19 protein-coding genes, 1 pseudogene and 1 CRISPR repeat array are annotated in these 26,002 nt (G+C 52.5%); of the genes and pseudogenes, 14 read left to right on the top strand and 6 right to left on the bottom strand.

Annotation, left to right across the window (positions count from 1 at the left end):
* The first annotated feature begins 7 nt into the window (after positions 1-7).
* Both cmr6 and NYE74_RS27170 read left to right on the top strand, forming a co-directional pair.
* Entirely contained in the window at positions 8-847 is an 840-nt protein-coding gene (gene cmr6 / locus NYE74_RS27165) for a type III-B CRISPR module RAMP protein Cmr6 (RefSeq protein WP_051985718.1), read from the top strand.
* The gene (locus NYE74_RS27170) at positions 825-1,784 is read left to right on the top strand and encodes a DUF6602 domain-containing protein (protein WP_051985717.1); all 960 of its coding nucleotides are present in this window, start codon (positions 825-827) and stop codon (positions 1,782-1,784) included. Before cmr6 ends, NYE74_RS27170 begins: the two co-directional genes overlap by 23 nt.
* 224 nt (positions 1,785-2,008) lie before the next feature.
* A CRISPR array of direct repeats spans positions 2,009-2,312; the repeat unit is 33 nt; unit sequence GTCGCTCCCTATGCGGGAGCGTGGATTGAAAGG.
* Positions 2,313-2,871: 559 nt separating this feature from the next.
* On the opposite strand, the gene NYE74_RS27175 is transcribed toward NYE74_RS27170, so the two are convergent.
* Complete coding sequence (locus NYE74_RS27175) at positions 2,872-4,068, bottom strand: IS4 family transposase (protein ID WP_115311341.1); 1,197 nt, start codon at positions 4,066-4,068, stop codon at positions 2,872-2,874.
* Positions 4,069-4,655: 587 nt separating this feature from the next.
* Here NYE74_RS27175 and NYE74_RS27180 point away from each other — a divergent pair.
* Genes NYE74_RS27180 through NYE74_RS27195 form a run of 4 tightly spaced genes read left to right on the top strand, consistent with a single transcriptional unit; the run spans position 4,656 to position 8,362 of the window.
* A complete protein-coding gene (locus tag NYE74_RS27180; RefSeq protein WP_051985716.1) occupies positions 4,656-6,095 on the top strand; it encodes a serine hydrolase in 1,440 nt (479 codons plus the stop codon).
* A gap of 20 nt (positions 6,096-6,115) precedes the next feature.
* Positions 6,116-6,673 carry a helix-turn-helix domain-containing protein gene (locus NYE74_RS27185; RefSeq protein ID WP_036626391.1) on the top strand — a complete coding sequence of 186 codons (558 nt, stop codon included), beginning with the start codon at positions 6,116-6,118 and terminating at the stop codon, positions 6,671-6,673.
* A 46-nt stretch (positions 6,674-6,719) separates the two neighbouring features.
* Positions 6,720-7,301 (top strand): helix-turn-helix domain-containing protein, encoded by a 582-nt coding sequence (locus NYE74_RS27190; RefSeq protein WP_227872973.1) that lies wholly within the window; start codon positions 6,720-6,722, stop codon positions 7,299-7,301.
* Positions 7,298-8,362, top strand: coding sequence for a mandelate racemase/muconate lactonizing enzyme family protein (locus NYE74_RS27195; RefSeq protein WP_036626387.1), 1,065 nt, complete (start codon positions 7,298-7,300; stop codon positions 8,360-8,362). The genes NYE74_RS27190 and NYE74_RS27195 overlap by 4 nt, the downstream gene beginning before the upstream one ends.
* 105 nt (positions 8,363-8,467) lie before the next feature.
* Here the strand turns inward: NYE74_RS27195 and NYE74_RS27200 are convergent, their stop codons facing one another.
* Positions 8,468-8,647, bottom strand: coding sequence for a hypothetical protein (locus tag NYE74_RS27200; protein WP_124333582.1), 180 nt, complete (start codon positions 8,645-8,647; stop codon positions 8,468-8,470).
* Between the two features lie 150 nt (positions 8,648-8,797).
* Between NYE74_RS27200 and NYE74_RS27205 the strand changes: the two genes are divergently transcribed.
* Entirely contained in the window at positions 8,798-10,474 is a 1,677-nt protein-coding gene (locus NYE74_RS27205; protein WP_278739340.1) for an SWIM zinc finger family protein, read from the top strand.
* A 652-nt stretch (positions 10,475-11,126) separates the two neighbouring features.
* Here NYE74_RS27205 and NYE74_RS27210 read toward each other — a convergent pair.
* A pseudogene (locus tag NYE74_RS27210) lies at positions 11,127-11,500 on the bottom strand (MBL fold metallo-hydrolase); the annotation flags it as partial.
* A 381-nt stretch (positions 11,501-11,881) separates the two neighbouring features.
* On the opposite strand from NYE74_RS27210, the gene NYE74_RS27215 reads away from it, so the two are divergent.
* The 5 genes from NYE74_RS27215 to NYE74_RS27235 all read left to right on the top strand — a co-directional run bounded on the left by NYE74_RS27215 (position 11,882) and on the right by NYE74_RS27235 (position 18,270).
* Positions 11,882-12,979, top strand: coding sequence for an autoinducer 2 ABC transporter substrate-binding protein (locus tag NYE74_RS27215; RefSeq protein ID WP_051985714.1), 1,098 nt, complete (start codon positions 11,882-11,884; stop codon positions 12,977-12,979).
* Positions 12,963-14,807 carry a sensor histidine kinase gene (locus tag NYE74_RS27220; protein WP_227872972.1) on the top strand — a complete coding sequence of 615 codons (1,845 nt, stop codon included), beginning with the start codon at positions 12,963-12,965 and terminating at the stop codon, positions 14,805-14,807. Before NYE74_RS27215 ends, NYE74_RS27220 begins: the two co-directional genes overlap by 17 nt.
* Complete coding sequence (locus NYE74_RS27225; protein ID WP_124333583.1) at positions 14,804-16,456, top strand: helix-turn-helix domain-containing protein; 1,653 nt, start codon at positions 14,804-14,806, stop codon at positions 16,454-16,456. Before NYE74_RS27220 ends, NYE74_RS27225 begins: the two co-directional genes overlap by 4 nt.
* A 153-nt stretch (positions 16,457-16,609) precedes the next feature.
* Positions 16,610-16,948, top strand: a complete 339-nt coding sequence (gene rhaM, locus NYE74_RS27230; protein WP_036626379.1) for an L-rhamnose mutarotase — start codon at positions 16,610-16,612, stop codon at positions 16,946-16,948.
* Positions 16,948-18,270: an MFS transporter gene (locus NYE74_RS27235; RefSeq protein ID WP_036626378.1), complete on the top strand. Its 1,323-nt coding sequence runs from the start codon at positions 16,948-16,950 to the stop codon at positions 18,268-18,270. Before rhaM ends, NYE74_RS27235 begins: the two co-directional genes overlap by 1 nt.
* Positions 18,271-18,722: 452 nt before the next feature.
* Here NYE74_RS27235 and NYE74_RS27240 read toward each other — a convergent pair whose 3' ends face one another.
* From NYE74_RS27240 to NYE74_RS27250, 3 genes are all read right to left on the bottom strand, one after another.
* Positions 18,723-19,676 carry a DUF4367 domain-containing protein gene (locus NYE74_RS27240; RefSeq protein WP_036626377.1) on the bottom strand — a complete coding sequence of 318 codons (954 nt, stop codon included), beginning with the start codon at positions 19,674-19,676 and terminating at the stop codon, positions 18,723-18,725.
* Positions 19,633-20,226: an RNA polymerase sigma factor gene (locus NYE74_RS27245; RefSeq protein WP_036626376.1), complete on the bottom strand. Its 594-nt coding sequence runs from the start codon at positions 20,224-20,226 to the stop codon at positions 19,633-19,635. The genes NYE74_RS27240 and NYE74_RS27245 overlap by 44 nt, the downstream gene beginning before the upstream one ends.
* Before the next feature lie 77 nt (positions 20,227-20,303).
* Positions 20,304-21,923, bottom strand: a complete 1,620-nt coding sequence (locus NYE74_RS27250) for a sensor domain-containing diguanylate cyclase (protein ID WP_124333584.1) — start codon at positions 21,921-21,923, stop codon at positions 20,304-20,306.
* Positions 21,924-22,154: 231 nt separating this feature from the next.
* Here NYE74_RS27250 and NYE74_RS27255 point away from each other — a divergent pair, with 231 nt between their 5' ends.
* Positions 22,155-24,161: a beta-galactosidase gene (locus NYE74_RS27255; RefSeq protein WP_036626374.1), complete on the top strand. Its 2,007-nt coding sequence runs from the start codon at positions 22,155-22,157 to the stop codon at positions 24,159-24,161.
* 68 nt (positions 24,162-24,229) lie between these two features.
* Positions 24,230-26,002, top strand: a complete 1,773-nt coding sequence (locus tag NYE74_RS27260; protein ID WP_341005344.1) for a cache domain-containing sensor histidine kinase — start codon at positions 24,230-24,232, stop codon at positions 26,000-26,002.

The raw sequence follows: 26,002 nt of genomic DNA on the forward strand, positions 1-26,002 counted from the left end.
GGAAGCCGTGAATCTGCATCAGATGTTGAACAAATACCGGGGTTTTCAGGAGGATTCCGACCTCGGAATGATCGTGGACAAAAATGGGGAGACCAAAGGTGTTTTTTACGATCGGGTTGTGAAAGAGTACGAAACTTATTGGACCGAGTCAATCGATTGGTATAGGAAACTGTATCAGCGACACTATCAGAAAATGGCCGGGCGGCATAGACCTTTCTTTGTCTCTAGCGAGTCGCCTTGCATTATCGGCCAAGGCCAGCAAACGGTATTGGAAACAGGCATGGCGCTGCACAAGACTTATGGCGTGCCGTACATTCCGGGAACAGCGCTCAAAGGGCTGGCTGCTCACTACTGCCACCGGTATCTTGGGGCGGAGCACCCGTCTTTTCGGATGGACGGCGACAGCTACAAGGTACTGTTCGGTACGCAACAGGAAGCGGGATATATCCGCTTTTTCGATGCGCTTCCAACGCCCGAAACGGTCCGTACGGCTCTTTTGCCGGATGTGATGACGCCGCATCATCAAAGCTACAACAGTCTGTCGAGTGATGCCTCGAAACGGCTTCGGCCGGAAGCGGAGTATGCGCCGGTAGAAAGCGGAGCGAATGCTCCTCGTGACGATGATTCGCCGATTCCCGTTCCATTCCTCTCGGTGGTGGCTGATTTCCGAATTATGTTGTTCTGTGAGTCGGACAGTGAGGAAGCCGATGCGTGGTTGGAGATTGCGGAGCAGCTTGTGCTTCGGGCCTTGAAACTGGAAGGTATCGGAGGGAAGACGAACGCCGGATATGGAAGAATGACTTTGAAACAGGCGAGGTTAAAAGATGAGCAAAGAAAGCAACAGTAATGAAACTGCGGATGAAAACAGGCAGAAAGCGATTCGCCATATCGTGAACAACTACGCCGAACTGGAGGCATCGATCGTCAGCCAACTTAGTTTTCAGAGCCAGCATCCGGGAACATCAGGCGGTTTCCGGGAAGAAATCTGGAAGGCCATGTTCGAGCAGCTGATTCCGAAGAAGTTTTCCATCGCCCGTTCCGTGTTTATCATCGATTCCGCCGGGCGGGTATCCAATGAAGTCGATCTGGCTATTTACGACGAACAATACACTCCCTATATTTTTCGGCATGGAACCTTAAAATATATTCCGATCGAGGCGGTTGCTGTCGTGGTGGAATGTAAGAGTAAAAGTCCGGATTTTGGAGCGTTGGAGAATTGGCTGAATGGAATCAGGGGGCTTAAAACGTCTCAAAGAGCCGTTGCCAGAATGAATCCTTACGTTTTTTTTGGCGATGACCTGCAAGAAAAGAAACATACACAGACTTCTACGCGCCCGCTTCGGATATTGTGTCATACCAGCGAATCGGAACTGAAGATACCGGACGGTTTCGATATGATTATCCACCCTAAGGGGAAGCGCTTGACTGTTGCATTGACATCCGCTCAGCAGAATCTGGAATATTGGTATAATGAATTAAATCATAACGATAAAGAGCAAGAGGCTTATCGTAAAGCATTTAACTGGCCGAAGCCAAAGAATTCCGAAAAAATAAACGTAGAACAGACGGCAGCAACGGAAATTGAGGACATAAAGAAGCAGTACGATTTGCAGAATTATCGGGTGTGCGTTAACCTGGACAGCAAGAGCGGGGAAAAAGAAGAAATCTCGCTGCTTTCTCTAACGTTTCAACTAAATCAGCTTTTGATGCTGATTAATAACCCGATGTTATTCCCACATAAAGCCTATGTAGATATGTTTAACGAGCGGTATACGAAGGAGTAGCCTTGGAGCATGAACCGGGAAGTAATCGTTCTCTAGCAAAACGGAATATAGTGGCGGTGCGAACCCCAAGCTCACATAAAAATCCCGGGACATTCGCACCTCTCGCCCAGCGCGGGATTTCGGGATTTTACGTCAATACTTACCCCATTTATTAACCATAAAAAAGGGGATTCGCACTAAAGCGTTTTCAAACCCTTGCTGGATGCGGGGTTGAAATGATCGCGGTCGCTCCCTATGCGGGAGCGTGGATTGAAAGGTCCTTAGCGTGGCCCAGTTGCTTTCGGATGTCATGTCGCTCCCTATGCGGGAGCGTGGATTGAAAGGAAAGTGTTCGGGTTTATTGCTGACGATGTAGTCCCGTCGCTCCCTATACGGGAGCGTGGATTGAAAGTTCGATCAATTCTTTAAAACTCCAAAACCGTATTGTGTCGCTCCCTCTACGGGAGCGTGGATTGAAAGTTTATCCGGAGCACAAGAAATTTCAAACGATAATTCGTCGCTCCCTATACGGGAGCGTAGATTGAAAGAATTTTACGCTGCTCATTTCTTCCATTTTGTGTCGCTCCCTACGAGGGGCTAGAATGGGATTTACTTTCCCAAGAAAGAAAAAAGACTCGCTAACTGGGTACGTAAGAACGAGCCCATAGGTTAATTTTGTACACATGAAGGAGAACCAGCTCACCTACTGTCCAAAAATTCTGAAGAGAATTTCTGGACAGTGAGCCCTTTTACATAAAAATAAGGAATTGCATTTTCGTATAAATTTAAAAAGAAGAACTACGAGTCTGCCTAAAAATCGATGCTTGACTGACGGGTTAGCCTCGAATGATCGATCCATCCGAAATATTTTCTACGCTAACGGTTGTCAGCGCGCCTATTCGGCCGAAAATCGGGGGGTTTCTTTTCTAAGGGTTGTATATGCACTAGCGTTGCAAGAACACTAACATCAATTTTCAGCAAAACCCACATTTGGATTATTGAAACTATAAATGGATTTTTTTACAGTCATTTTTTAAGCTTAAGACCAAAAAGCCAAGGTTACCTAATGCGTAGGTCGCGATGTCCCATTAAATGTATATAATGGATATTATTCCTTGAACTTGCTTGGCTTAATTATCCCAACCATTGTGCGCACCGATAACGCTTTGGGACCTGACCCCGGACGTCTCCCCGGACTACTTCGACTGGGTTTCCGATCCAGTTCGGTTCGAAAGGATCGCCATGAACGGTACAAATACTCGCGGAGAATCCGGAGCACTTGCCAGTTTGTTTTTGCCGTTTGGGTGCTGTGCCGGATGTGCTCCACGAGCAAGGCAGTAATTAAAGCCAAGAATAACTGGTTCCAAATAGCCTGTGGTTTATGACTGTGCAGCTTCTTCAATCGCAAATGTTGCTTCAGCCATTTAAAATACAACTCGATGAGCCAGCGATTTTTGTAGATCTGCGCGATTTCTTCAGCGGTCTTATCCCATACCGATGTAAAAATACGATAAGTCCGTTCCTGCTCGTCATAAAACTCCACCAAACGAACGGAATGTTCCATGGATCGGAAGGAACTGCCCACGCAAACCTTGGCGTCCCGCGTGATGTTCGAGCCTTCCGGAACAGGATACTCCTCAATGACGGTGGCAAGCGCGCGATCTCGCATACGGATCACAAACTGGATGTTGTCCTGGACCCATTGATCCATCCGGGCATAATCATCATAACCGCGATCCATCACATAAATCGCATCCGAGGGGACGACCAGTTCAACGGCCCCCGCACGATCCCCTACATTGAGCGAACTGGGGATCATGGCATCAGGAAATAGCTTGTCGGGAGCTGTAACAACGAGGCGCAGATGCATCTTGACGCCGCTACTCTTATTTGACATCTTGGCCCAACTTCCAAGTTGAAGCGGCAGTCGAATGCTGGAAGAATCAATGATGTGCAATTTCCCGCTCTGGCCCTGGTGGCAAGCACGTTGCTGTGTTTGTGATGCCAGATGCTGAAACATCCACTCCAACAGCTCCGTTGGGATCTGATCGAGTTTTCGGGATAATTGCGAGCCGCTGATACTCTCCAACTGTAGAAGCTGCTGAAGTTTCGGCTCAGCACGAAGTGCAATTTCCATTTCACCGTAAGATGACCATTGTTTCAACTGAGCATTGATGAAGAGCATGATCGCTTTCATCGTGGTAAGTTTCTTGGTGTAATGGTCGAAGAGTAAACGTTGATGCACATCGATGGGCAGTAAGGAAATCAGTTGACGAATGACCGTTTTAGCTTTAACGTTATCCATGGATGGTCTCCTTTTGTAGAGAGTTATGGACAACGTACCTACCTCTTTACAATAGGAGATTTTTTATGCTTTTTCCATGAAAAATGATCATAATTACCCATATTTAACTAATATTTGATTATTCGCGTTAGGTTTTATGCAACGCTAGTGTTGTATATGTGCTTATTTGGACGAAAACAGCCCTTTTACCGCCGAAAATTGGGGAATAAGCTCGCTGGCAACCGTTACATTTTGCAAACCCCCGTTTTAGCTCAAATAGCGTCGCTCACAACCGTTAGAATCGCGCTAGCGCTCTTCTACGCTTTCGCACCTAGTCCCCCTGGATGGCCGCCCCGGTACGCCCGCTCACCTGTTCCTCGTTACGCCCGCCCTCCACCCGCCAGTTCTTCGGTACTACTCCCCCTGGTTCACGTTCAGCAAAGCCAAATTATAAATATAAAAATAAAAAGACGCACATTTATATTTACAATTAAAACAATTCATTTAAAATAATAGTCATAACTTCTAAGCACGACTAGAGGGGAAACGAAAATGAGGCGTTAACTGCGGTAACCCACTGAATTTACTTAATCGATAGGAGGGATCACATGAGCGATCAAATCTTGAACGGTCTTCATGAGACCATCGAAAAGGCGATGTCCGACCTGAACGTTCCCGGTGCTCAGGTGGCCATCATCAAGGATGGAGAGGTCATTTATTCCGAGGCGTTCGGGTACGCAAACCTGGACGAGAACATTCCGATGACCAAGGAACACTTGTTGCCGATCGGCTCCTCCAGCAAGTCGTTTACGGCGGCAGCCGCCGCGATTCTGGCCCATGAAGGGAAGCTGAAACTGGATGCGCCGATACGGACGTATATGCCGGAATTCAAACTGTCCGATCCATTAGGCTCCATACAGGCCACTACGCGGGATCTGCTGTGTCACAGAACCGGAGTCCCGAGACACGAACTCATGTGGTTCAATTGGGATGATTTAAACCGTCAAGACTTGGCGGTTAACCGTATCCGTCATTTGAAGAACAATATCCCGTTCAGAAGCGGCTTTCAGTACCAAAATCATATGTATGCGGCCGTAGGATACTTGATCGAAAAAATCAGCGGCATGACCTGGGAGAAATTCGTAGAGGAGCGAATTTTCTCGCCTCTGGGTATCCAAGAATACAGCTTCCGTATTCCGTATCCGGATCAGAGCGGCAAGTACGCCAGATTGTATACGCCGGACGAAAATGGCGTCAACAAGGAAAACGTCCCATTAGTGATCGACGCGATGGGGCCGGCCGGCTCGATCAATACGACAATCGATGATTTGGCGAAATGGGTTGTTTTTAACCTGAACGGCGGCAAAGCGGGAGAGCAGCCATTAATCGATACGGCTCTGTTTAAAGAACTTCATAAACCGAACATCCCGTATCAGATCCTGCCTTTTGAATTTCCGGAGCGCGTCACGATCGGTTATGCGCTGGGGTGGACGGTCGATTTGTTCCGGGGGCGCAAAGTGGTGGATCACGGGGGAAATGTAAACGGGGGCTCCGCCTTAATTTCCTTTATGCCGGATGACCATATCGGCTGCGCTGTCCTCACCAATGCGAACAGTAATTTGTTTACGACGGCGTTATCCATGGAAATATATGACCGGTATCTTGGACACGCAGGCGAGAAGGACTGGTTCACGGCATATCAAGACGGCATGGATACCTTGTTGGCCGCAATGAAGGGACAACTTCGCGCAATTTACGGTACGAAAATCGAAGGCAAACCCTACAGCCACGACTTGGAAGAATACGCGGGAGAGTATACGAACCCCGGCTACGGCGATATATGCATCACGGTGAAGGATGACGCGCTGCATATGCAATTCCATAACAATTCCATGGATGTGAAACACCTGCATTACGATATTTTTACGTTCGAACTGCTCGGCGGCCCGCATCCCGTTTCATTCGCTACGGGCGTGGACGGCCGGATCACCTCGTTAAGCATCCCGTTTGAACTTACAGTGGAATCGATCCTGTTCACAAGAAAATAAAACAAAAAGGACTCATTAGTATGTTGGGAGATATACTGCGAGAAGCGAGAAAACAGAAAAATCTCACCCTAGCGGAATTGGCGAAGCGGATTGGAGTCACCACGGGTTATCTGTCCAACCTGGAAAATAACCGTCAAGAGCCCTCGCTGCCGGTACTGAGAGAGCTTTCCGAGGAGCTGGACATCCCGGCCACTCTGATGTTTGCCGAAGAGCCCGATGAAGAGGTGATCGTGCTTCGCAAAATCGAGCGGGCAACGATCAAATTCCTGAACCTGCCCGGGGAGTGCGTGGTGTTGACGCCGATGGCCTGGAGAAGCGCCCAACCTCCGGAAATCGAGGTGCTCCGTTTGGAGATTCCTCCCCATGAACGGATCTCCACCGAGGATTTATCGATGGATACGGACGAAGGCATCTATGTCCTGGAAGGGCAGCTTGAGTATCGATACGGAAATGACAGCGTGCGGATCGAAACAGGCGGCAGCATTTTTATTCCCAGGAAAACAGGACATTATCTTTTTAATCCGAACGAAGAGCCGGCGACCATTCTATGGATTGTCAAATCCACGATAGGAGGTTAGCGCCATTAGCAATAAGGAAGTTTCTTTTAAGCTGAAGGGTGAAAAAATCAGGGACTTAAGGCGGGAGCAGGGGCTGTCGTCCATGGCTTTAGCCGATTTGGCCGGCGTCACGCCCGCTTACATTTCGCAAATTGAACGCAATTTGGCGGAACCCTCCCTGTCCGTCCTTAGAAAACTCGCCAGAACGCTGAATGTTGAGCTGCTGTTTCTATTGGAATATGAAGTGCCGGCGGATGTTTTTATCGCGGCCGGGGAAGGGGCGGCAGAGTTGACCTTTCCGCAGGCGCATGCCAAATATCGGCTGCTGTCGCCGATCCGGTTGAAAAATGGCGAGAAGCCGGATATGTCGTTTATGCTGGTGAGGATTGAAGCGGGGAAGACGGACTATGATGAAATGGTGACTCATGATTTTGTGGAATTTTGTTATGTGCTCGAAGGGTGCATCGAATACCGGACGGATAAACGGACCTATCGCCTGGAAGAAGGGGACAGCCTTTATATGAAGAAAAATGTGCCCCATCTGGTGTATAACCCCGGTACAAAAGAGGCCAAGGTTTTTGTCGTGCTCGGAAACATGCATCCCCATTGGCAAAAAAATGAACAGGGAGGAGGGCGCATAACTCGATGAAAATCAAAGAGATTACGGCGAAAAAGCTAAGGCTGGAATTGCGGCAGCCGGTCGTCATTGCCCTGGGCACCATTGATTATAGCGAAACCGTCATCGTCAGGATTGAAACGGATGAAGGTCTTGCCGGTTACGGAGAAGGAACCGGGGCCACGTTTGTGACCGGCGAATCGGCCGACACGATCGTAAATGCGATCCTCCTTTTGAAGCAGGCATTAATCGGACTGGACCCGTTCAGCATTGATTCTATTCACTACTTGATGGACAAAACGCTGGTTCATAATGCCGCCGCCAAGGCGGCCATCGATATCGCCCTTTACGATATTATGGGCCAATATGCGAAGCTGCCGTTGTATCGCCTGCTCGGCGGAATGGCCAAGCAAATGGAGACGGACAGGACGATCGGCATCGGCGCTCCGGAAGACATGGCCAAGGAAGCGGTCCGGTTGGCGGAACAAGGATTCCGCCAGATCAAGGTCAAGGCAGGCCTGAATCCGGATGACGATATTGAAGCGATCCGGCGGATCAGGGAAGCGGTCGGCGGGGCCATCCGGTTAAAAGTGGACGCCAATCAAGGCTGGTCCGCCGGCGATGCGATCCGCGTCATTCACAGCTACGCCGAATACGGTGTAGAGGCGGTGGAACAGCCGGTCCCTCATTGGGACATCGACGGGCTTAGCTACGTCCGCGCGAAATCGCCTCTGAAAATCATGGCCGATGAAAGCTGTTTTTCTCCGCAGGATGCAATCAAGCTGGTGAAGAAAGAGGCGGTGGACCTCATCAATATTAAATTGATGAAATGCGGCGGCCTTTATCGAGCATTGCAGATCAACGCCATCGCGGAAGCAAGCGGAATAAAATGCATGCTCGGCTGTATGATGGAGAGCCGGATCGGGATCGCGGCCGGCGCGGCTTTGGTGGCATCCAGACCGAACTTCATCTATGGAGACTTAGACAGTTTTATGTATTTTAAAGAAAACGAAAAAATCCGGGGCGGCTTCACCTGCGACGGACCTTATATAACCTTGTCGGATGAATATGGATTAGGGATTGAAGTGGATTGAGCCAAAAACCCGAACGATGTCTATTCTACAACGTTCGGGTTTTTTCGTCTTCGGAACATTTCATTCACTTGGATTGAGTGACCCGGATCAGCGTCAAAAAACTCTTTAATCTTTTTCGATCAGTTCGAGCTTTTCGAGGATTTTCACGGTCGTCATCGCCGACAACCGGACGGCCAATTCCACACTGGCCTTGGAAACTCCTGCGCTATCCAGGGCTTCACGGTTGCTCGAGAGCACTTCGTCCATCACTTCGTCAACAAGCTTATGTACGATCGTTTTTTCCATGATTGCACCCCCCTTCATTTCGAGCATTTTCGAGCTATCTCCTATAAATTTCGACAAAAGATACTTTTTTCCTTCCATGACTCTATCGTGAGAATTCGTGTGCTATATTAGAAATAAACTATCAATATTAGGGAAAACGAGGGAATAGCCATGAATATCAACCATTTCGAGAACGATATAGCCGAAGCGGTTTTAACTAAGGGATACGACTACTACATAGATGACCGTGTTGTTGACGTCTATCACCAAGGGGATCGTGAATATATTATCCAAGTGGAAGGCAGCGACGATTACGAGGTCGTCGTCAAGCTTGGCGAGAACGGGGACATTCTCTATTCCCATTGTGATTGCCCTTATTCTTACGGTCCTATTTGCAAGCACAAAGTGGCGGCTTACTATGAACTGTCGGATATGTTAAGCAGTGAGGAAGAGGAGCGTAACGAAACGGAGCAACCGGGGACGGAAAGGCAGCCGGTGTTGAAAGAGGTGCTCGATCAGCTTCCCAAGGAAGAGTTGGTCGGGATTATCATGGAAGTTGCCCGGGGGGATGCGATGCTAAGAAATTCCCTTTTGGTCAAATATGCCAAGGGGGACGACAAACAGGAACTGGAGAATTGCCGGAAGCTGATCCAAGCTATCGCCAGAAAATATACGGGCCGGGACGGCTTCATTCCGTATGGGGAAACCTATGATTTTACGCAAGAGATGAGTGAAATATTAGAGAAGGCAAGGGGGACGGATAACCTCCCGCTGGCTTTGGATATCGCCCTTTTGTTACTGGAAGAAACTATGGAAGCTTTTGAGTATGCCGACGATTCGGACGGGGACATCGGCGTTTTGGCCGATGAAGCGCTGGAACTGATCGGGGAGATCGCCGGGGAAAGCCACGATCTGGATGCGGATGGGCGAGAGCAGGTTTTTAATAAGTTGATGGACCGGATCGAAGGCGGGCTCTGCGGGAGATGGGATGATTACCAAAACGGACTGCTTGAAATATGCGCCGGTTTTGCCGACGTTGAAGCGTTCAGGAGCAAGCTGAGAGCGCAGATCGAACACTTGATCCGCCAAAATGCCGACAACGAGTACAAGAAATACAGTAATGAAAGTATGTTACGCATATTGTTTGGGATCATACAGGAATACGGCACACCTGAAGAAAACGAACATTTTATCACGGAAAATCTCCGGTTCCCTTTTTTTCGGGAATGGTATATGGGCAAGTTTATGGAGGCGGGGGACTTTCATAAAGTCGTGGACTTGGCTTTGGAAGGTGAAGCTCAAGATGAAGCCTCCCGGGGCCTCGTTTTCCAATGGAAAAAAATAAGGTATGACGCCTATCAACAACTATCGCTTAAGGAAGAACAGGTCAAACTGGCCAAAGAGCTGCTGCTGGATGGACATATTGAATATTACAGCCTGCTGAAGCAATCGATTGGCGGAGATAAGAAAGTATTTTATCGTCAATTAAAGCAAGAGTTGATGGAACAAAAGGGCTGGCGCGGCGAAAGGCTGTACCTTAAGCTGGTTGAAGCGGAAAACGATCTGGACGGACTCGTGGAGTATGTAAGGCAGCATCCGGACGAAATTGAAACCTATGCCGACAGGCTGTCAGAGCGGTTTAAGGACGAGGTGCTAACGTTGTATCAGGAGCATATTCGCTTGGCGGCGAAAGCTTCGTCCACACGAAAACATTACCGGAACGTATGCGGCATTCTTACGAGATACAAAAAGATAGCGGGTAAGGCTCATCAACTACAAATGGTCGATGAACTAATGACATTGTATAGTGGAAGACCGGCCTTTTTGGAGGAGTTGAGCAAAATCTAAGCGGGTTTTAAGCCGATATTCCAGCTCTAATATAGCCGGGAGTCAGGTTGCTGCGGCCTGGCACAATGTTCTGAGCTCAAAATGACGTTCGCTATCCACCAATCTATTGGATTTTTCCAATGAGGGGGGGAGGACAAACGTTTGGGGGAGTTGTTGCCCCTAAAACCGGGCTCAACCTAGAAATCGGCGCTTGACAGCCGGCTGCTGGAACGACCAACCAGCTGACTACCTACTGACTACCTACTGATCTATCTGCTGACCTATCATCGTCGCCCTTCAAAATAGCGGCACTTTAGGCGCTTAATATCCGAAACCTAGCCTGTTTATCCCCATTAGCGGCATTTTATGTACTTATTTTCCTCTGAACGGTTCAGTACGCGGGTATTTCCTTGCGACGAGGGAAAATAGAGACATAAAATGCCGCTATCCCTCTCAAATGGGCGGGGATCGCCGAAATAACGACACTTTAGGTCCTTATGTTATTCGCTGAAGTTTCTCAGGCAGTCTAGTTTCTGTTAGTTTTATCGGCGAATGAAAAAATCCCCGCGACTTATCGGCGGACTCCTGCTTTGATGCTCAGCAGCGTTTCGCTCGCCTGGGGCCCTTCGTTCAAGGACCACCCGTACAAGAAAGCTGAACGGGTTGGGGGTTAGAAGCGCCTTGGAGCAGGGCGGCTGATATCGCGCCTCACATCTTTACGGATGACCTCGATCGGCAACCCCGGGAATGCCCATGAACCAGCCAGTCGCGTTCGGCTTCGTGTACCAAAATGCTATCGAATTCGCCATGGCTCCCGATATGATCCCAATGGACATGCGTCGTGATGACAATGATCGGCAAGCGGGTCAGCTTATCCGCAATTCTTTTAATATTGTCTATGCCTAGCCCTGTATCTATAAGGGCGGCTTTGTCTTCACCGATCAGCAAAAAAGAGTGGGCCTTCTCCCAATGGCCGTATTCACTAATGGCGTAGGTTCGGTTGTCAATCGTTTCTACGGTAAACCAGGTACCGTCAACTAAGCCCATCATCTGTCCCCTCTCACCAAACTTCAAATCTACATTCAAACCATATTATACCTTTGCCTTTTCGAAGCGGACAATGGAATCAACAAGAAACAACACAAAACAACATTTAAAAGTCCGATATTGCGTTGACAACAAAAAAGCATGGGGATACGATTGAATCGCTAAATCAAATTGTGCAATTAGGAAGGGGGAGGAACCTTGCCCCGCTGGGGTACAGAAATGCGGCTTATAAATATGCGGCTTATAGAAATGTGGATGATAAGAATGTGTATTATAGGAAAGCGGATGATAGGACAATGGCCTGCAGGAAAACGACTTAAAGTACAACGGTTTGCAGAACTGAGGTTTACAGAACTGAGGTTTGCAGGACCGAGGTTTGCAATGCTGCGGTTTGCCGGGCTGCGATTTACAGGACAACGGTTTGCAAGGGCGAGGTCCGCCGGGCTGCAGTTTGCAGCGCTGCTACTGCTTGCCGTCGTCATCGGCGGCTGCCGAAACGGGGATGCGGCCATCAAATACGACGTCATATATTCCAACGAGAAGGAGACCCATAGCCAAGCGGCCCCGGTTGCCCAGGAAACTTACACGATCGGCATGGTACCGAAAGCCACGGAGAATTCTTATTTCAATCTGGTGGAGGACGGGGCGCGCGAGGCGGCCGAAGATCTGGGGGCGAACCTGCTGTATGAAGGATCGCCGGTGGCGGACACCGGGCAGCAAATCCGGGTCATCCGAAGCCTGATTTCGCGCAAGGTCGATCTGATCGCGGTGTCGGCCAACGATTCGGCCAAGCTGCTGCCCGTACTGCGGGAAGCGAAGCAGAGCGGCATTAGGGTGATCACCTGGGACTCGGATACCGAGCCGGAAGGGCGGGAGCTGTTCGTCAATATGGTCGATCCGGAGACGCTCGGGCGCCATTTGTTGGATGCGCTTGCAATGCAAATGGATGAAACGGGGCAATACGCCGTTTTGGCCGGGGCTTCCACCGCCTCCAACATGAACGAGTGGATGAAATGGATTAAGGTTCAGAATGCGCAATACTATCCGGACATGAAGCTAGTCGAGACCGCCGCGGCCAATGACGATCCGCAGCTCGCCTACACGGAGGCGATCAGGCTGATGGAGAAGTATCCCGATTTGGCGGGAATCATCGGCACCTCCTCCGTCGCGCTGCCGGCGGCGGCCAAGGCGCTTGAAGACAAGCGGCAGGCCGGAAGCATCCACGCGGTCGGATTGTCCACGCCGAATCTGATGCGGGAATATCTAAAGAACGGGACCGTCAAAAACGCCACCCTCTGGAGTCCGAAACGGCTGGGGTATTTAACGATCGTGCTGGCGGTGAACCTGCTTGACGGCCAATCTCCCGTCAACGGCCAGGTTGTCCGCAATGTCGGGGAGATTCGGGTGAAGGGGGATTCAGTGATTATGGGGGAGCCGCTCGATTTTACCAAGGATAATGTGGATGAGTATGTTTTTTAGGCGAGGAAGGCGGCGGTTCCGGGATTTTCGGCTCAGCTCCAAGCTGTTGATCGTCTATGTGGCGCTCACCGTACTTCCCATCTCGCTGCTCGGCGTCATTTCTTACCGGCAATACGAAAAATCGATTGTACAGCAAATCGGCGAGTACATGCCGAAGTTCCTTGATCAGGCCAACGGCTCGATCGATCAGCATATCGGCAAGCTGGCCGTGCTTCCCGAGCAGTTGTTCAGCTCAACCGACGTTGTGCGCATTTTGCGCAAAGATTCCTACCAGAGCAATTCCGATCTCAATACGGATACCTATGTAATGAACAATTATCTGTCCAAGACGTTTCTCGAAGGCAGCAATTCGGAAATTCTCGGGGTGTTCATTTTATCCAAAAACCGGCTGTTCTCCGCTTCCCGCCTCGATTTTACGGGCCTGGACAGCAAGGGCTTGCTGATTCCCTACGGGCAGGACTTGGAGCTAAGGGGCGGAGCGAAGCTGCTGCTGTCCAGCGATTTCGGGCTAAAATTCAGCAGCGGCGAGCCTTACCTCATGATCACGAAGCAAATTGACGACGTGGACAACCGCACCAGCCTCGGCACGATGTTTATCGCGGTGCAAATGTCGTTTATCGATCGGATTTTGCAAAATTTTGAGCGGAACGAGCAGGCGGAATTTTGGCTGCTGAACGGGCAGGGCGAAATTTTCTACCATACCGACCGCGCGCGGATCGGCGGCTACGACGCCGAAATCCGCGAATATCCGGTGCAAAACGGCAGCTTCCGCAAGCAGGCGGGCGGGAAAACCTGGATTATGAGCAGCTCGCGTTCCGCCGGATACGGCTGGAGGCTGATGTACAGCATCCCGCTGAAAGAACTGACGAAGCAGGCCGACATCACCCGGAATATCGTCGGTTTGCTGTTTGCCGGGTTCGCGCTTGTGACCTTGATCCTCTACACCGTTTTCTCCTACCGGGTGACGAGGCCGCTCATGAAATTGGCCCGCCTGATGAAGGAGGTCGGCAAAGGCCGGTTTGACGTCGATCCGGGGATTCAATCCCGGGATGAGGTGGGGATGCTGGCGCGGAGCTTTACCTTCATGGTGTCGATGATCCGGGAGCTGATCGCCAAAAACGTGCAGACCGAGTTAAGCCAGAAGGAAGCGGAGCTCTACGCGCTGCAGTCGCAGATCAACCCTCATTTTATGTACAACACGCTGGAAAGCATCAGCATGGCTGCGGAAGAAGGGGAGCAGGAAGCGGTTGTGAAAATGGTGACCCTGCTCGGGCGCATGCTGCGGTTCTCGGTGTCCAACAAATCGAGATGGGTTACGATTGCCGAGGAAGTGCAGCACGTCCGCGATTATTTGACGATCCAGGCCTTCCGCTTTGAAGAACGGCTGGCTTTTTCGATTACGGAAGAGGTGAACACCGCTTGGTACACGCCCAAGTTTATTTTGCAGCCGATCGTGGAAAATGCCGTGAAGTACGGAATGGAGAGCCGCCGGAGTCTAAAGATCGGACTGCATATCGCTGAAGAACCAGGCACGCTCCCGGGTGAGCGGCAAGTCGTCTTCCGCATCCGGGACAACGGCCCGGGAATCGGCAGCGAGCGGCTTGAGGAGCTGAACCGTGAGCTGCAAAACGTGTCCATGGAGCGGAAGGATTCCGGTTTTGGCCTGAAAAATGTAAACGCGCGCATTCATTATACACTGGGAAGCAGGTACGGTCTGCAAATGGAAAGCATGGCAGGCGAGGGCGCCACCGTTATCATTCGCATTCCGGCGATCGATCGGGCGGGTGCGGAAGATCTGAAGGAATCGTCAAAGGAGGGACAGGTATGAGGCCTATCAAAGTATTGATCGTGGACGATGAACCGCGAATTTGCCGGGGGCTTAAGCGGCTGGTCGCCTCCTGCGGCGAGGAGTGGGAAGTGCTGGCCGCTTTGGGGGACGGCAGGGAGGCGCTGGACTTCCTGCAAACGCGGGACGCCGAAATCGATCTGCTGATCACCGACATCCGCATGCCGGAAATGGACGGGCTCGCCCTGATCCGGGAAGCGGGCAAAGTCCGTTCGTTTCTGGCCGTCGTGCTGACCGGTTATAACGATTTCGAATACGTCCGCACGGCGCTGAAGGAAGGCGCGGCCGATTATTTACTAAAGCCGCTCGACCGGGAGCAGCTAATGGCGGTGCTCGCGGAGATCAAGCAAAAAGTGGAGGAGCGGCGGCTGCAAAATTACCATTGGAGCGCGCTGCGCCAAAAGGAGGCGATGCTCAAATTCACGCAGCAGACGCAGGCGCTCGCCCGGATCACGGCGGACGAAAGCGATCTGGCCCGCTTGGGGTTCTGGGTGGATTCTTTTCCGAAAGGAGAGTACATCCTGCTGTATGTCTCTATGGACACGTTGCCGGTCAAAGCGAGAAGCTTTACCGCTCAAGATTGGCAGGCATATTTTTTCGCATTGGAAAATATGACCGGTGAAATCGTCGGCGCGGCGGCGGAAAAACACCGGATGAGCGGCTGGTGGTGGCGGGGTACGGGCGCGGATTTCTGGGCGCTGCTGTGCCGGCCGGGGCCGGACGCGGCAAGCGACGGCGGCGAATGGGAAGAAGCCGCCCTGGAGACGGCCGGACGAATCCGCGAAGCGGTAAGAACGTACACGCCGTTTACCGTATCGGTCTCATTCGCGGAGCCGATCGGCGATTTGTATTTGCTGCCTTACGCGAAGCGGCAAGCGCTTTCCGCCATGCAGCACCGCCTGCTGGAAGGGGGAAACCGGGTGTTTCCGTACGGACGCATCCACCACAGCGGCGGCGAGACTGGCGGGGAACAGCCGGGCGGCCTTCTCCCTTCGCTGCTGCAGCGGATGAAGCGGGCGGTCGGACAGGCCGATGCCGCCGAGGCGGAGGCGGTGTGCAGGCAGCTGTTCGAGCATATCGGCGGGTATTCCTCCCCGGCGCGAATCCGCAAAGTTGCGGAAAATGTGCTGCTTCTGATACAGTCCACCCTGTTTGAAACGTGCGGGGAAACGGCCGGGTCCGCGGGGGCCGAAGCGGCGCTGCGGGAGGCGCGGGAAGCGGTGAACCTGCAGGAGCTGAAGCTGTTGGCGCTGCGGATGATCAGGCGGGCCGTGACGGCGCTGGAGCAGGCGCGGTCCGGGTCCGCGGCCAAGCCGGTTGAAGCGGCCAAGGACTGGATCGGCCGGAACCTGGGAAGCCCGATTACGGTGAAAAAAATCGCCGAGCAGGTCCATATGAACCCTACGTATTTCTGCCAGTATTTTAAGCTGCAAACCGGGGAAACGGTGCTCGAATACGTGACCCGCGCCCGTCTGGAGCAGGCGCGAAGGCTGCTCGCCGACCCTGCGGCAAAGCTGCGGGACGTCAGCCGGGCCGTCGGATATCAGGACGTCCGCTATTTCAGCCGGCTGTTCAGGCAGCATTTCGGCCAGCTCCCGTCCGAGTACCGGGGGACTGCAGGAACCGGCTAAAGGCGTCACGCGGTTTCCCGTCATGTTCAGAAGAATGTCTACCCGATCCGAAGAATCTCTCCTACAGGCGAAAACGCCCCGCTTATATAGTGAAAGGTGTAAGCGCCAACATACAAGGCGTGAAAATTTTGAGGATCGGGAAGGAGCTGTAACATGATACGGAAAGCCTCGATCATGCAAGTTTTTGCAGGCTGCCATGAGGAATACCAAAGACGTCATGACGAACTGTGGCCGGAGATGAAGGAGATGCTGCTAAGCCACGGGGTTCGCACGTATTCGATTTTTTTGGATGAAACGACCCATACCTTGTTTGCTTACCTGGAAATCGAGGATGAAGCGCTCTGGGCCAAAAGCGCGGATACGGAGATCTGCCGCAAATGGTGGGATTACATGAAGGACATTATGCGGACCAATCCCGACAACAGTCCGGAATCCCGCGAGTTGACGGAAGTGTTCCACCTGGAGCCGGAATCCGGAAAGGGGCGGGTGTGATGGCTGCCGCTCAAGCAACGAAGAAGAACGGCCTCAAGTCAACCATCACCGTCGCCATGTCGAATTACCTGGAGGCCGGTTCCATCGTCGCCGGCGCCGGAGGCCTTACCTTGTGGGTCGAATACCTGAAGCTGGACGACGTGAAGCTGGGCCTGCTCGGCGCGCTCAGCGCCAACGGATTCGGGTCGGCGATCGGCGCGCTCATCGGCGGATTTCTGGTCGACAAATACGGCCGCAAGCTGATTTACAAATACGATCTGCTCGTGTACATGCTGGGGGTTTTGCTCGTCGCCCTTTCGTTTAATTTTCCGATGCTGCTGGCGGGTTATGTGATTACCGGCATCGCGGTGGGCGCGGCGATCCCGGCCGCCTGGACGTATATCTCGGAGGAAGCGCCGGCGGGCGAACGGGCCGCCCGGGTAGGCTGGGGGCAGCTCGCCTGGTCCATCGGCCCGGCGATATCGCTGCTGCTGTCCGTGGCGCTGGCTCCGCTTGGCCTGCTGGGCAGCCGGTTGATCTTCGGGCAGTTGTTCGTCATCGCCCTGATCACCTGGATCATGCAGCAGCAGATCAACGAGAGCAAGATCTGGGAGGAGGAAAAAGCCAGGGAAGCCAAGGCGCTGGCGGGCGGCCAGGCGGCGAAAAGTTCGGTTGCCGAGCTGTTCAAGAGCCGGGCCAATCTGCGCTCGATCGTTCTGCTCTTGGGCATTTACTGCTTCTGGAACCTGGTGGCGGGCGTGATGGGCTACTTTATGCCTTACATTTACCAGCGGGTCGGCGGCCTTACCTCCGCCCAGGCCAATTTGCTGCAGGCCTTCCTCTGGATTCTGACCGTAGCCTCGACGTATTTCGTCTTCATCAAGTTCGGCGATAAAGCCAACCGGAAAGTGCTGTACGGGATCGGCGCATTCATGGGGATTGCTGCCTGGGCGATCCTGTCCTTCGGCGGCATGGGCATGGCCGAGCTGCTGGCCTTCGTTGTGCTGTGGGGCGTCGCCGCCGGCTTCGGAGCGCAAGCCTTCTACGGCTTGTGGGCGGGCGAGCTGTTTCACACCAAATACCGCGCCAAAGCCCAGGGCTTTCTGTTCAGCACCGCCCGGGTAGCGGTGGGCCTGATCTCGCTGGTGGTGCCGTCCATGCTTACTTCCATGGGTTTTGCCGCTTCCGGTATGGTGATGATCGGTTTCCTGGTCATCGCCGCGGTGATCGGCGTGGTCATGGCCCCGGAAACCCGCGGCAAGACGCTTGAACAAATTCAGGAGGAAGTGTACGGACGGGACTTTGTGAGCCATCCGGACGAATCCATGTCTCGAACCGGGTAACAACGAATCGATGTCCCGGACGGGGCCGCCGCGAAGGGTGGAGTTTAAAAGAGAAAAGCGCGGGATATAGAGGGTATTCATGGGCTCAACCTTATAAATCGCTGATTAACACAGCCGGCTGCTGGAACGACCAATCAACTGACTTACCTGCTGATCAACCGTCGAACCGTCGGCCTTCAACATAGCGGTACTTTATGTGCTTATTATCGGAAACCTAGCAGGTTTATCCCCATTAGCGCCATTTTATGTACTTATTTTCCTAAGAATGGTCGGGAACGAAGTCATTTCCTTGCGACGAAGAAGAATAGCGACATAAAATTCCTCTATTTCGCTCAAATCGACGGATGTTGACGGGATAACGCCTTTTTATGTCCTTATTTTTTTCTCTGAAACAATCTGCCCCGCCCTGCCTGGGATTCCGCAAACAGGCAGGCAGGGCGGAGCTATATCGCTTAATCCAAATAAGACTCGGCCAGTTCAATCAACTGGTCTTTGTTCATTTGCAAGCCGGTTTCGATCATGTAATGAACGGCCTCCTTGCTGCCCGGAATATCATAGACCCATTGAATATTCCGGCCGGTTGCAAATTCGGTATACAGCATCTTTATACCCTTAACCTCAAGGGTCTCGCGCGGATTGTCCTTGTCTTCTTCGGGCAGCATAACCGTCTGCTTTCCGGGGGTTTTGGAAATCGTTACGAGAATGCCTGTTTTGCCGTTTCTTTGGTAAGAGCTCATAATAATCCAGTAATTTTTCGAGAGCTCAATCGGCATCATCGCGTAGCCCTTGCCCGATTCCTCCGCCTGCTTCCGCAGTTTGTCGGCGATCTCCGCCTCTTCTTTATCGGTTAGCGGATTCTCATAAAGGGCCGGGTAGAAGGAGACCGTGGCATGAGCAAACTTATAATCACCCTCGAAACGGTCAAACAGCTTTACCGGCTGCCCCGCCATGCGGGAACGAAGCTCGGTCAAATCGTGGAAGGGAACCCGCTTCCATTCGATGTCGATTTCATGATCCGGATTGTTCTCAAGCACGTAAAAAATCGCGGCCTCCCCATCCTTCAGCAGATCGTTGGATAAACCGGTGCTGTTCAGCGAACGCAGTTGCTCATCCATGGAAGGCTTTTTATACTCGGGACTGCTCTTATCCAATATCTTTTCTTCCCAAACAATGTCGCCGTGCTTACTTTTCAAGGCATAGTAGTAGTTAGACGCCGCAAAAGCGGTGGAGGCCGCCAGCAGCATTCCGGCCATGACCAGCAAACCTACTTTACGTTTCCCGATCAATTGCGCCTTTGTTTTTTTTTCGGCGCGCAGCTTGCTCATCACTTTGGGGGTCAGGTCCACCTCGGGAAGCTGAACTTCACGAAAAAGTTGTTTCAGATCCTGATCCTTGTCCGATATCATAAGCACACACTCCTTTCGCCTGAGCGTAATACTGGCGGAATTTCGCCGCCGTCCGCCCGTATTTCTTGCGGAGAGCGGCGTTGCTGCGGCCGAGAATCTGGCTGATCTCCTCATAGCTCTTCTCATCAACGCACCGCAAAATCAGCAAGTTCCGTTCCTCCGCCGATAACTTCGACAGGGCCCGATGCACGAATTCATCAAAATAATGGGCTTCGATCCGCAAATCCACCGGTTTGTTCTCTTTGTCATCCCGGTAGAAGAAGGGGAGGTACTTGGCCAGCTTGCGCTTGCGGATCATATCGATGCAATGATTGTAGGCGATTTTGTACAGCCAGGCCCCAAACGGAACTTCGCGTTTATATTTTCCCAATGAACGGTAGGCTTTTAAAAACACTTCCTGACCGCTGTCCTCGGCTTCGGCATAGTTGCCTAACATATGGTAGCAATACAGGAAAATCGATTTTTGATAGACTTGCATGATTTCCGCGAACTTTTCGGTGTCACCCTCCAGAATGTCGGTTATCGTTTGCGACAGATCGACATCGTCCACATTCTCACACCCTTTCCCCTAATACAACGTATCACTGGCCCGCGGATGTGACAAATCCGCAAAAAAAAGAACCGGGGCTACCGGTCCTTGATCGAGACACATTCTTCCGTCCAGCTCTCATCCGCCGCAACCGTCCGGTTGCGCCCGTCGCCCTTGGCTTGATAAAGCGCTTTATCGGCTAAGCGGAACAACTCGCCCAGATCATCCGACTGAACGGGAAACTCGGCGACTCCTATGGAAACGGTGACCGGCCGGCCGGCCGGGCTTACCGTGCCTTCCAGTTGGCCGCGAATCCGTTCCGCCGTTTGAAAGGCAACGGCCAGCGGGGTATCGGGAAGAATGACGATAAACTCTTCGCCTCCGAAGCGGAAGCAGAAATCTTTCTGCCGCACGGCCGATTGAACAAGATCCGAAACAAATTTCAGCACTTCATCCCCGGTTTGATGACCGTACGTGTCATTGATCTGCTTAAACCGGTCGATATCCAATATGAGCATCGAAAAAGAATGCTTGGCGAAATCGAATAAAGCCAATACCTCATTCAGCGCCCTGCGGTTTTGCAGGCCGGTCAGCGGATCTTTGCGGGTGCTGTCGGTAAGCCGTTCATTTTGATCCTGCATCGTCTTCAGGGAGTTCAGCACGGTCTTCGTCAACAAATCGGCCTCCCAAATCCAATGGCTTGTCCGGATCGGCGGCAGTTTCCTGGCATTGCGGACCGAACTTCTCGCAAACTGGGCAAGCCATACGATCGGCTCGGTGACCTTATGCGCCATATAGATCGTAGCCGCCATGATCAGGATGAAAGGAAGGGCCATGATCAGCAGCATTTTGCAAATCTGCTCTTCTTGTTGTTTTTCCACCATGCTGATCGGCGTTTGCATGATAATGCCCCAACCGACCTCAGGGACCGTGGCGTACCCGGCCAAAAAAGATACCTTTTTCGTGTTGATCACGGGTTTTCGGCCGCTTTCGCCGTTTTTTACAGCTTGGACTACAGCGTTTTCACTAACGTTTTCGCCGCGCCGGCTGGTGTCGGGGTGAAAGATCAGCTGGCCGCTGGAATCCACGATATAATAATAAGAGCCCGTCTTATCCGCCAGGTTTTCGCTGAAAATACTGTCGAGGATGTTGTTTTCCTCCAGGTAAATCGTCCCGCCTATGAACCCATGATAGACGCCGTTTCTATCGAACACGGGTTCCGTCATCAGGATGATGAGGCGTCCGCTTGTGCCGGTATAAGGCTTCGACAACGTTGATTTCCGGGTTGCCAGGGCTTCCAGCGCCGGCGTTGACACCAGCTTGGTTCCGGCCAAATTATAGTTCGGCGAAGCGATGCTGCGAACGACGCCTTTGGCGTCCGCCCAAAACACCGAATTGAAATAGTCGTTGCTGTTCTTGAAGAAATCCAGTTTGGCTTGAATGTCGGCGGATTGCGAGGCCTCGTCCGCGTCGAAAAGATGAATGGATACGGTATGCAGCCCCAGCCGCATCGATTTGAATAAAGTGCCCAAGGTGCGGCTCATCTGCAGCGAAGTGGAATAGTTCATTTCCAGCGTCCGGTTGTATAAAATGCTTCTTTCGGCTTTATAGGATGAAGCCGCGGAAATAAACGTAGTTATAATTACGGCGAGCCCGACGATCAGCGAAAAGAGGACGGCCAGGCGGATTTTGGGGTATGTGCGCTTTTTGCTGTTCATATTTAAGCGATTCCTCTATGTTGTTTCTAGCGGTTTTGCATCCTGCGGGAGGATGGATATGAGGTTAAGCATACCAAAACTTCGCGGCGTTGAACAGAGTTTTTGCGGCATCCCGGGCTGCCGGTTTAAAATCGTCCACCCCAAAGGCTTAATTTCGTCCAATGAAGGGGGGAGCTTTTTTTAATACGATGAAAGCGTAATCATTTTGTGATCACTTTCGGGAGGTAACTTATGGAAAAGCTGCTTTACGGTGTCGCTTACTATGACGAATATATGCCTTGCGAACGTCTGGACGAAGATATCCGGATGATGAAAGAGGCGGGGATCAACGTGGTGCGGATCGCCGAATCGACATGGAGCACGCACGAGCCCCAAAACGGGGTGTTCGACTTCACCTCGGTGGATCGGGTGCTGGACGCGATGCATCGGGCGGGGATTCATGTCATCGTCGGTACGCCTACGTATGCCGTGCCGACCTGGATGGTCAAGGAGCATCCGGACGTACTGGCGACAACGGCCAAAGGCCCCGGCAAATACGGCGCCCGGCAAATTATGGACATCACCCATCCTGCTTACCTGTTTTATGCGGAGCGGATCATCCGCAAACTGATTTCCCGGGTCAGCGGCCACCCCGCGGTCATCGGTTACCAGACCGACAACGAAACGAAGCATTACCACACGGCGGGCGCCAACGTCCAGTTGCTGTTCGTCAAATACATCAGAGAGAAATTCAAAACGCTGGACCGGCTGAACCGGGCGTTTGGCCTGGATTATTGGAGCAACCGGATCAACAGCTGGGAGGACTTCCCCTCGGTCGTCGGGACGATCAACGGCAGCCTGGGCGCGGAGTTCGCCAAGTTCCAGCGGAAGCTGGTTACCGATTTTCTGAATTGGCAGGTGTCGATCGTAAACGAATACAAGCGGCCGGATCAGTTCGTCACGCAAAACTTCGATTTTGAGTGGCGCGGGCATTCCTACGGCATCCAGCCGGACGTCGACCATTTTGCGGCCGCCCGCCCGTTCGACATCACCGGGGTGGACATCTATCATCCTTCCCAGGACGATCTTACCGGCAGCGAAATTTCCTTCGGCGGAGATGTGGCCCGCTCTACCAAAGGAACGAATTATTTGGTGATCGAGACGCAGGCGCAAGCTTTCACCCATTGGACGCCGTATCCCGGGCAGCTGAGATTGCAGGCGTTCAGCCACCTGGCCTCCGGGGCCAATATGGTCGCCTATTGGCATTGGCATTCGATCCACAATTCCATCGAAACGTACTGGAAAGGCCTGCTCAGCCACGATTTCGAACCTAATCCGGTCTATGAGGAAGCCAAAACGATCGGCCGCGATTTTGCCCGGTTATCGCCGCATTTGACGAACCTGAAGAAGGAGAACAAAGTCGCCATCCTCGTCAGCAACGAGTCGTTGACGGCGTTGGAATGGTTTAAGTTTAATTTTACCAGCGCCAAAAACTACAACGATGTCGTCCGGATGATGTATGATGAGCTGTACCGGATGAATGTCGGCTGCGACTTCGTGTCGCCCGCCACCCCAAGCTTTGAGCGGTATGACCTGCTTGTGGTGCCGGCGCTGTACTCGGCTTCCGACGAACTGCTGGAACGCCTTAACCGGTTCGTGTATGACGGCGGGCACATCGTTTATACTTTTAAGAGCGGATTTACGGACGAAAATGTCAAAGTCCGCACCGAACGCCAGCCGGGGGTGATCGGGAAGGCTTGCGGCGTTTCGTACAGCATGTTCGTTGAACCCCGAAACGTATCGCTGAAAGACGATCCGTTCCGGGTCGGGGCGGAGCACAACCAGGTGCATACGTGGATGGAACTGCTCACGCCGGCGGAGGCGGAGGTGCTCGCCTATTACGACCATCCGCATTGGGGGAAATACGCCGCGGTGACGCAAAACCGGTACGGCCAAGGGCAGGCCGTTTATATCGGCTGCATGACCAGCGAAGCCATCATGGGCAAGATCCTGGAGCATGCCGTGAAGCAGGCCGGTTTATGGGGGGCCGATCAAGACATCCGTTTCCCGCTCATTGCCAAACACGGGATTAACGGGATGGGCAAAACCGTCCGCTACTATTTTAACTATTCCGATTTGCCGGCATCGCTAAATTACCCTCACCGGGAGGGGACTGAACTTCTCTCGGGCGCGCCGGTAAGTCCCGGTGAGACCCTGACCCTGGAGCCCTGGGGATTCAAGATTATTGAAGAGCAATAGATTGTTTCAGACGCCTCCCGCATCTGCGAGGCGTTTTCTACTATATTTTCCGGCAGCGGGGGGATCGCATGTTTGGCAGACTGCGGCAGCGGGTCATCGATCCGTTTAAAACGAGTATCCGCAACAAGTTGATTTTGACGATGATGTTGATCGCGGTCGTCCCCGTCGTGGTCGTTGCCGCGCTGGCGGCGGAGAACAGCAGAACCTCGATGGAGGAGCAAGTGATAAGCACCAATCTGTCCAACATGAAATGGACGGGGATTTATCTGGGCGAGCAGTTCGCCAGGCTGAACAATCTGATTTACTCCATCCAGATCAGCCCGGGGCTGACCGATTATTTGAACCGGCCCGAAGGGGAAACCCCGGCCAGTCATTTTACGGCGCAGCAGAACGTTTTTAATACGCTGAACAGCGTGTATTACAGCGGCGGAAATCATCTCGTCGGCGTCATCCTGTACCTGCATGACACAGGCACGCTGTTTACGATCAATTCGATGCGAAACGACGTGGAAACGGTCAGCGGCATGCCGCGCGCGTATCGGGATTTGCTTGTGCAGAACAAAGATTTTATCGTCGAGACGCCCCCGTCCGCCCCCGACAAATTACGCTTGATCCGCAGCATTAACCGTTTTGAAAACCAGGAGAAGCTCGGGTATATCTCCTTGGATGTGCTTTGGTCTTATTTCGATCAAACGATGAATTTGCTCGGCGAAGGAAAAGAGCAGTCCGTGTTCGTCACGGATTTGAACGGCCGCGTTCTTTACGGCAAAGGCGGCGTCCTGCCCGTGAATGCGGCCGCGGCGCTGTCCAAGTCCAAGGAAACCGGGCCGGGCTATTTCAAAACGGACGGAGAGTTCGTCTTCTACAATACGGTGGACCCGGCCGGACTCCGATTGGTGAAAGTCGTCCCGATCGCCGTCATAAACGAAAGCGCCCGGGCAACGATGAATTACGGGTTGATCGTCGGGATGATTTCCGTGGCCGTCTCCGCGCTGTTCGCCTTTTATTTTGCCTGGAAAACGACCAAACCGATCATCGGCCTGGCTAGGGCGATGCGCAAGCTGGATCTGACCAAGGGGCAGGCGTTTCCCCGGAGCAGGCGAAAGGACGAAATCGGGCTGCTTGAAGCCAATTTCGCCACGATGGGGGAGCGGATCAGGGAGCATATTAATACGGAATACAGAATCCGCCTGGAAAAGAAAACGGCCGAGCTCAAGGCGCTGCAATCGCAAATCAACCCGCATTTTTTGCAAAATACGCTGCAGTTGATCGGCGGGATGATCTTCTCGCAAAAACCGGCGGAAAGCTACGAAATCATCCGCTCTTTAAGCGAAATGTTCCGTTATATCGTGCGCGATCCGAATACGCTGGCAACCGTCAGAGCGGAGCTTGAACATCTGCATCATTACATGAATATCCAGCAGCGGCGGTTTGGCAAAAGGCTTCATTACGAGCTGGGCGTTTCCGATGACGTGCTGGACTGCCGGATTCCCAAACTGACTTTGCAGCCTTTGGTCGAAAATGCGTTTGTCCATGGCCTGGATCATAAGGCGGGGGAGTGGCGCCTTGAGGTGGCGATCCGCCGCGAACCTGCCGCGGGAGTGCTCATCATGATCCGGGACAACGGAACCGGCATGGCGCCCGAACAGCTGAACCGGCTGCGGTCGCAGCTGGATCAAGATCTGGAGCAAGTGTGGACGCAGGGGACGAGTATCGGGCTCATCAATGTGGCTTCGCGGATTCAAATGTATTTTGGAGCGGAATACAAAGTGGACATGAACAGCCAAGCGGGCCAAGGAACTTGCGTAACGCTGCATTTTCCCGATCAGAAGGAGGGATGA

The sequence above is a fragment of the Paenibacillus sp. FSL P4-0127 genome, assembly GCF_038007325.1.
Lineage (GTDB): Bacteria > Bacillota > Bacilli > Paenibacillales > Paenibacillaceae > Fontibacillus > Fontibacillus macerans.

Coding starts and splice junctions, on each gene's coding strand:
- NYE74_RS27185 (WP_036626391.1), top strand. CDS start 6,116: ATGTTGGGAGATATACTGCGAGAAGCGAGAAAACAGAAAAATCTCACC.
- NYE74_RS27235 (WP_036626378.1), top strand. CDS start 16,948: ATGGCTGCCGCTCAAGCAACGAAGAAGAACGGCCTCAAGTCAACCATC.
- rhaM (WP_036626379.1), top strand. CDS start 16,610: ATGATACGGAAAGCCTCGATCATGCAAGTTTTTGCAGGCTGCCATGAG.
- NYE74_RS27205 (WP_278739340.1), top strand. CDS start 8,798: ATGAATATCAACCATTTCGAGAACGATATAGCCGAAGCGGTTTTAACT.
- NYE74_RS27250 (WP_124333584.1), bottom strand. CDS start 21,923: ATGAACAGCAAAAAGCGCACATACCCCAAAATCCGCCTGGCCGTCCTC.
- NYE74_RS27180 (WP_051985716.1), top strand. CDS start 4,656: ATGAGCGATCAAATCTTGAACGGTCTTCATGAGACCATCGAAAAGGCG.
- NYE74_RS27260 (WP_341005344.1), top strand. CDS start 24,230: ATGTTTGGCAGACTGCGGCAGCGGGTCATCGATCCGTTTAAAACGAGT.
- NYE74_RS27200 (WP_124333582.1), bottom strand. CDS start 8,647: ATGGAAAAAACGATCGTACATAAGCTTGTTGACGAAGTGATGGACGAA.
- NYE74_RS27240 (WP_036626377.1), bottom strand. CDS start 19,676: ATGATATCGGACAAGGATCAGGATCTGAAACAACTTTTTCGTGAAGTT.
- NYE74_RS27175 (WP_115311341.1), bottom strand. CDS start 4,068: ATGGATAACGTTAAAGCTAAAACGGTCATTCGTCAACTGATTTCCTTA.
- NYE74_RS27195 (WP_036626387.1), top strand. CDS start 7,298: ATGAAAATCAAAGAGATTACGGCGAAAAAGCTAAGGCTGGAATTGCGG.
- NYE74_RS27220 (WP_227872972.1), top strand. CDS start 12,963: ATGAGTATGTTTTTTAGGCGAGGAAGGCGGCGGTTCCGGGATTTTCGG.
- NYE74_RS27215 (WP_051985714.1), top strand. CDS start 11,882: ATGCTGCGGTTTGCCGGGCTGCGATTTACAGGACAACGGTTTGCAAGG.
- NYE74_RS27255 (WP_036626374.1), top strand. CDS start 22,155: ATGGAAAAGCTGCTTTACGGTGTCGCTTACTATGACGAATATATGCCT.
- NYE74_RS27170 (WP_051985717.1), top strand. CDS start 825: ATGAGCAAAGAAAGCAACAGTAATGAAACTGCGGATGAAAACAGGCAG.
- NYE74_RS27225 (WP_124333583.1), top strand. CDS start 14,804: ATGAGGCCTATCAAAGTATTGATCGTGGACGATGAACCGCGAATTTGC.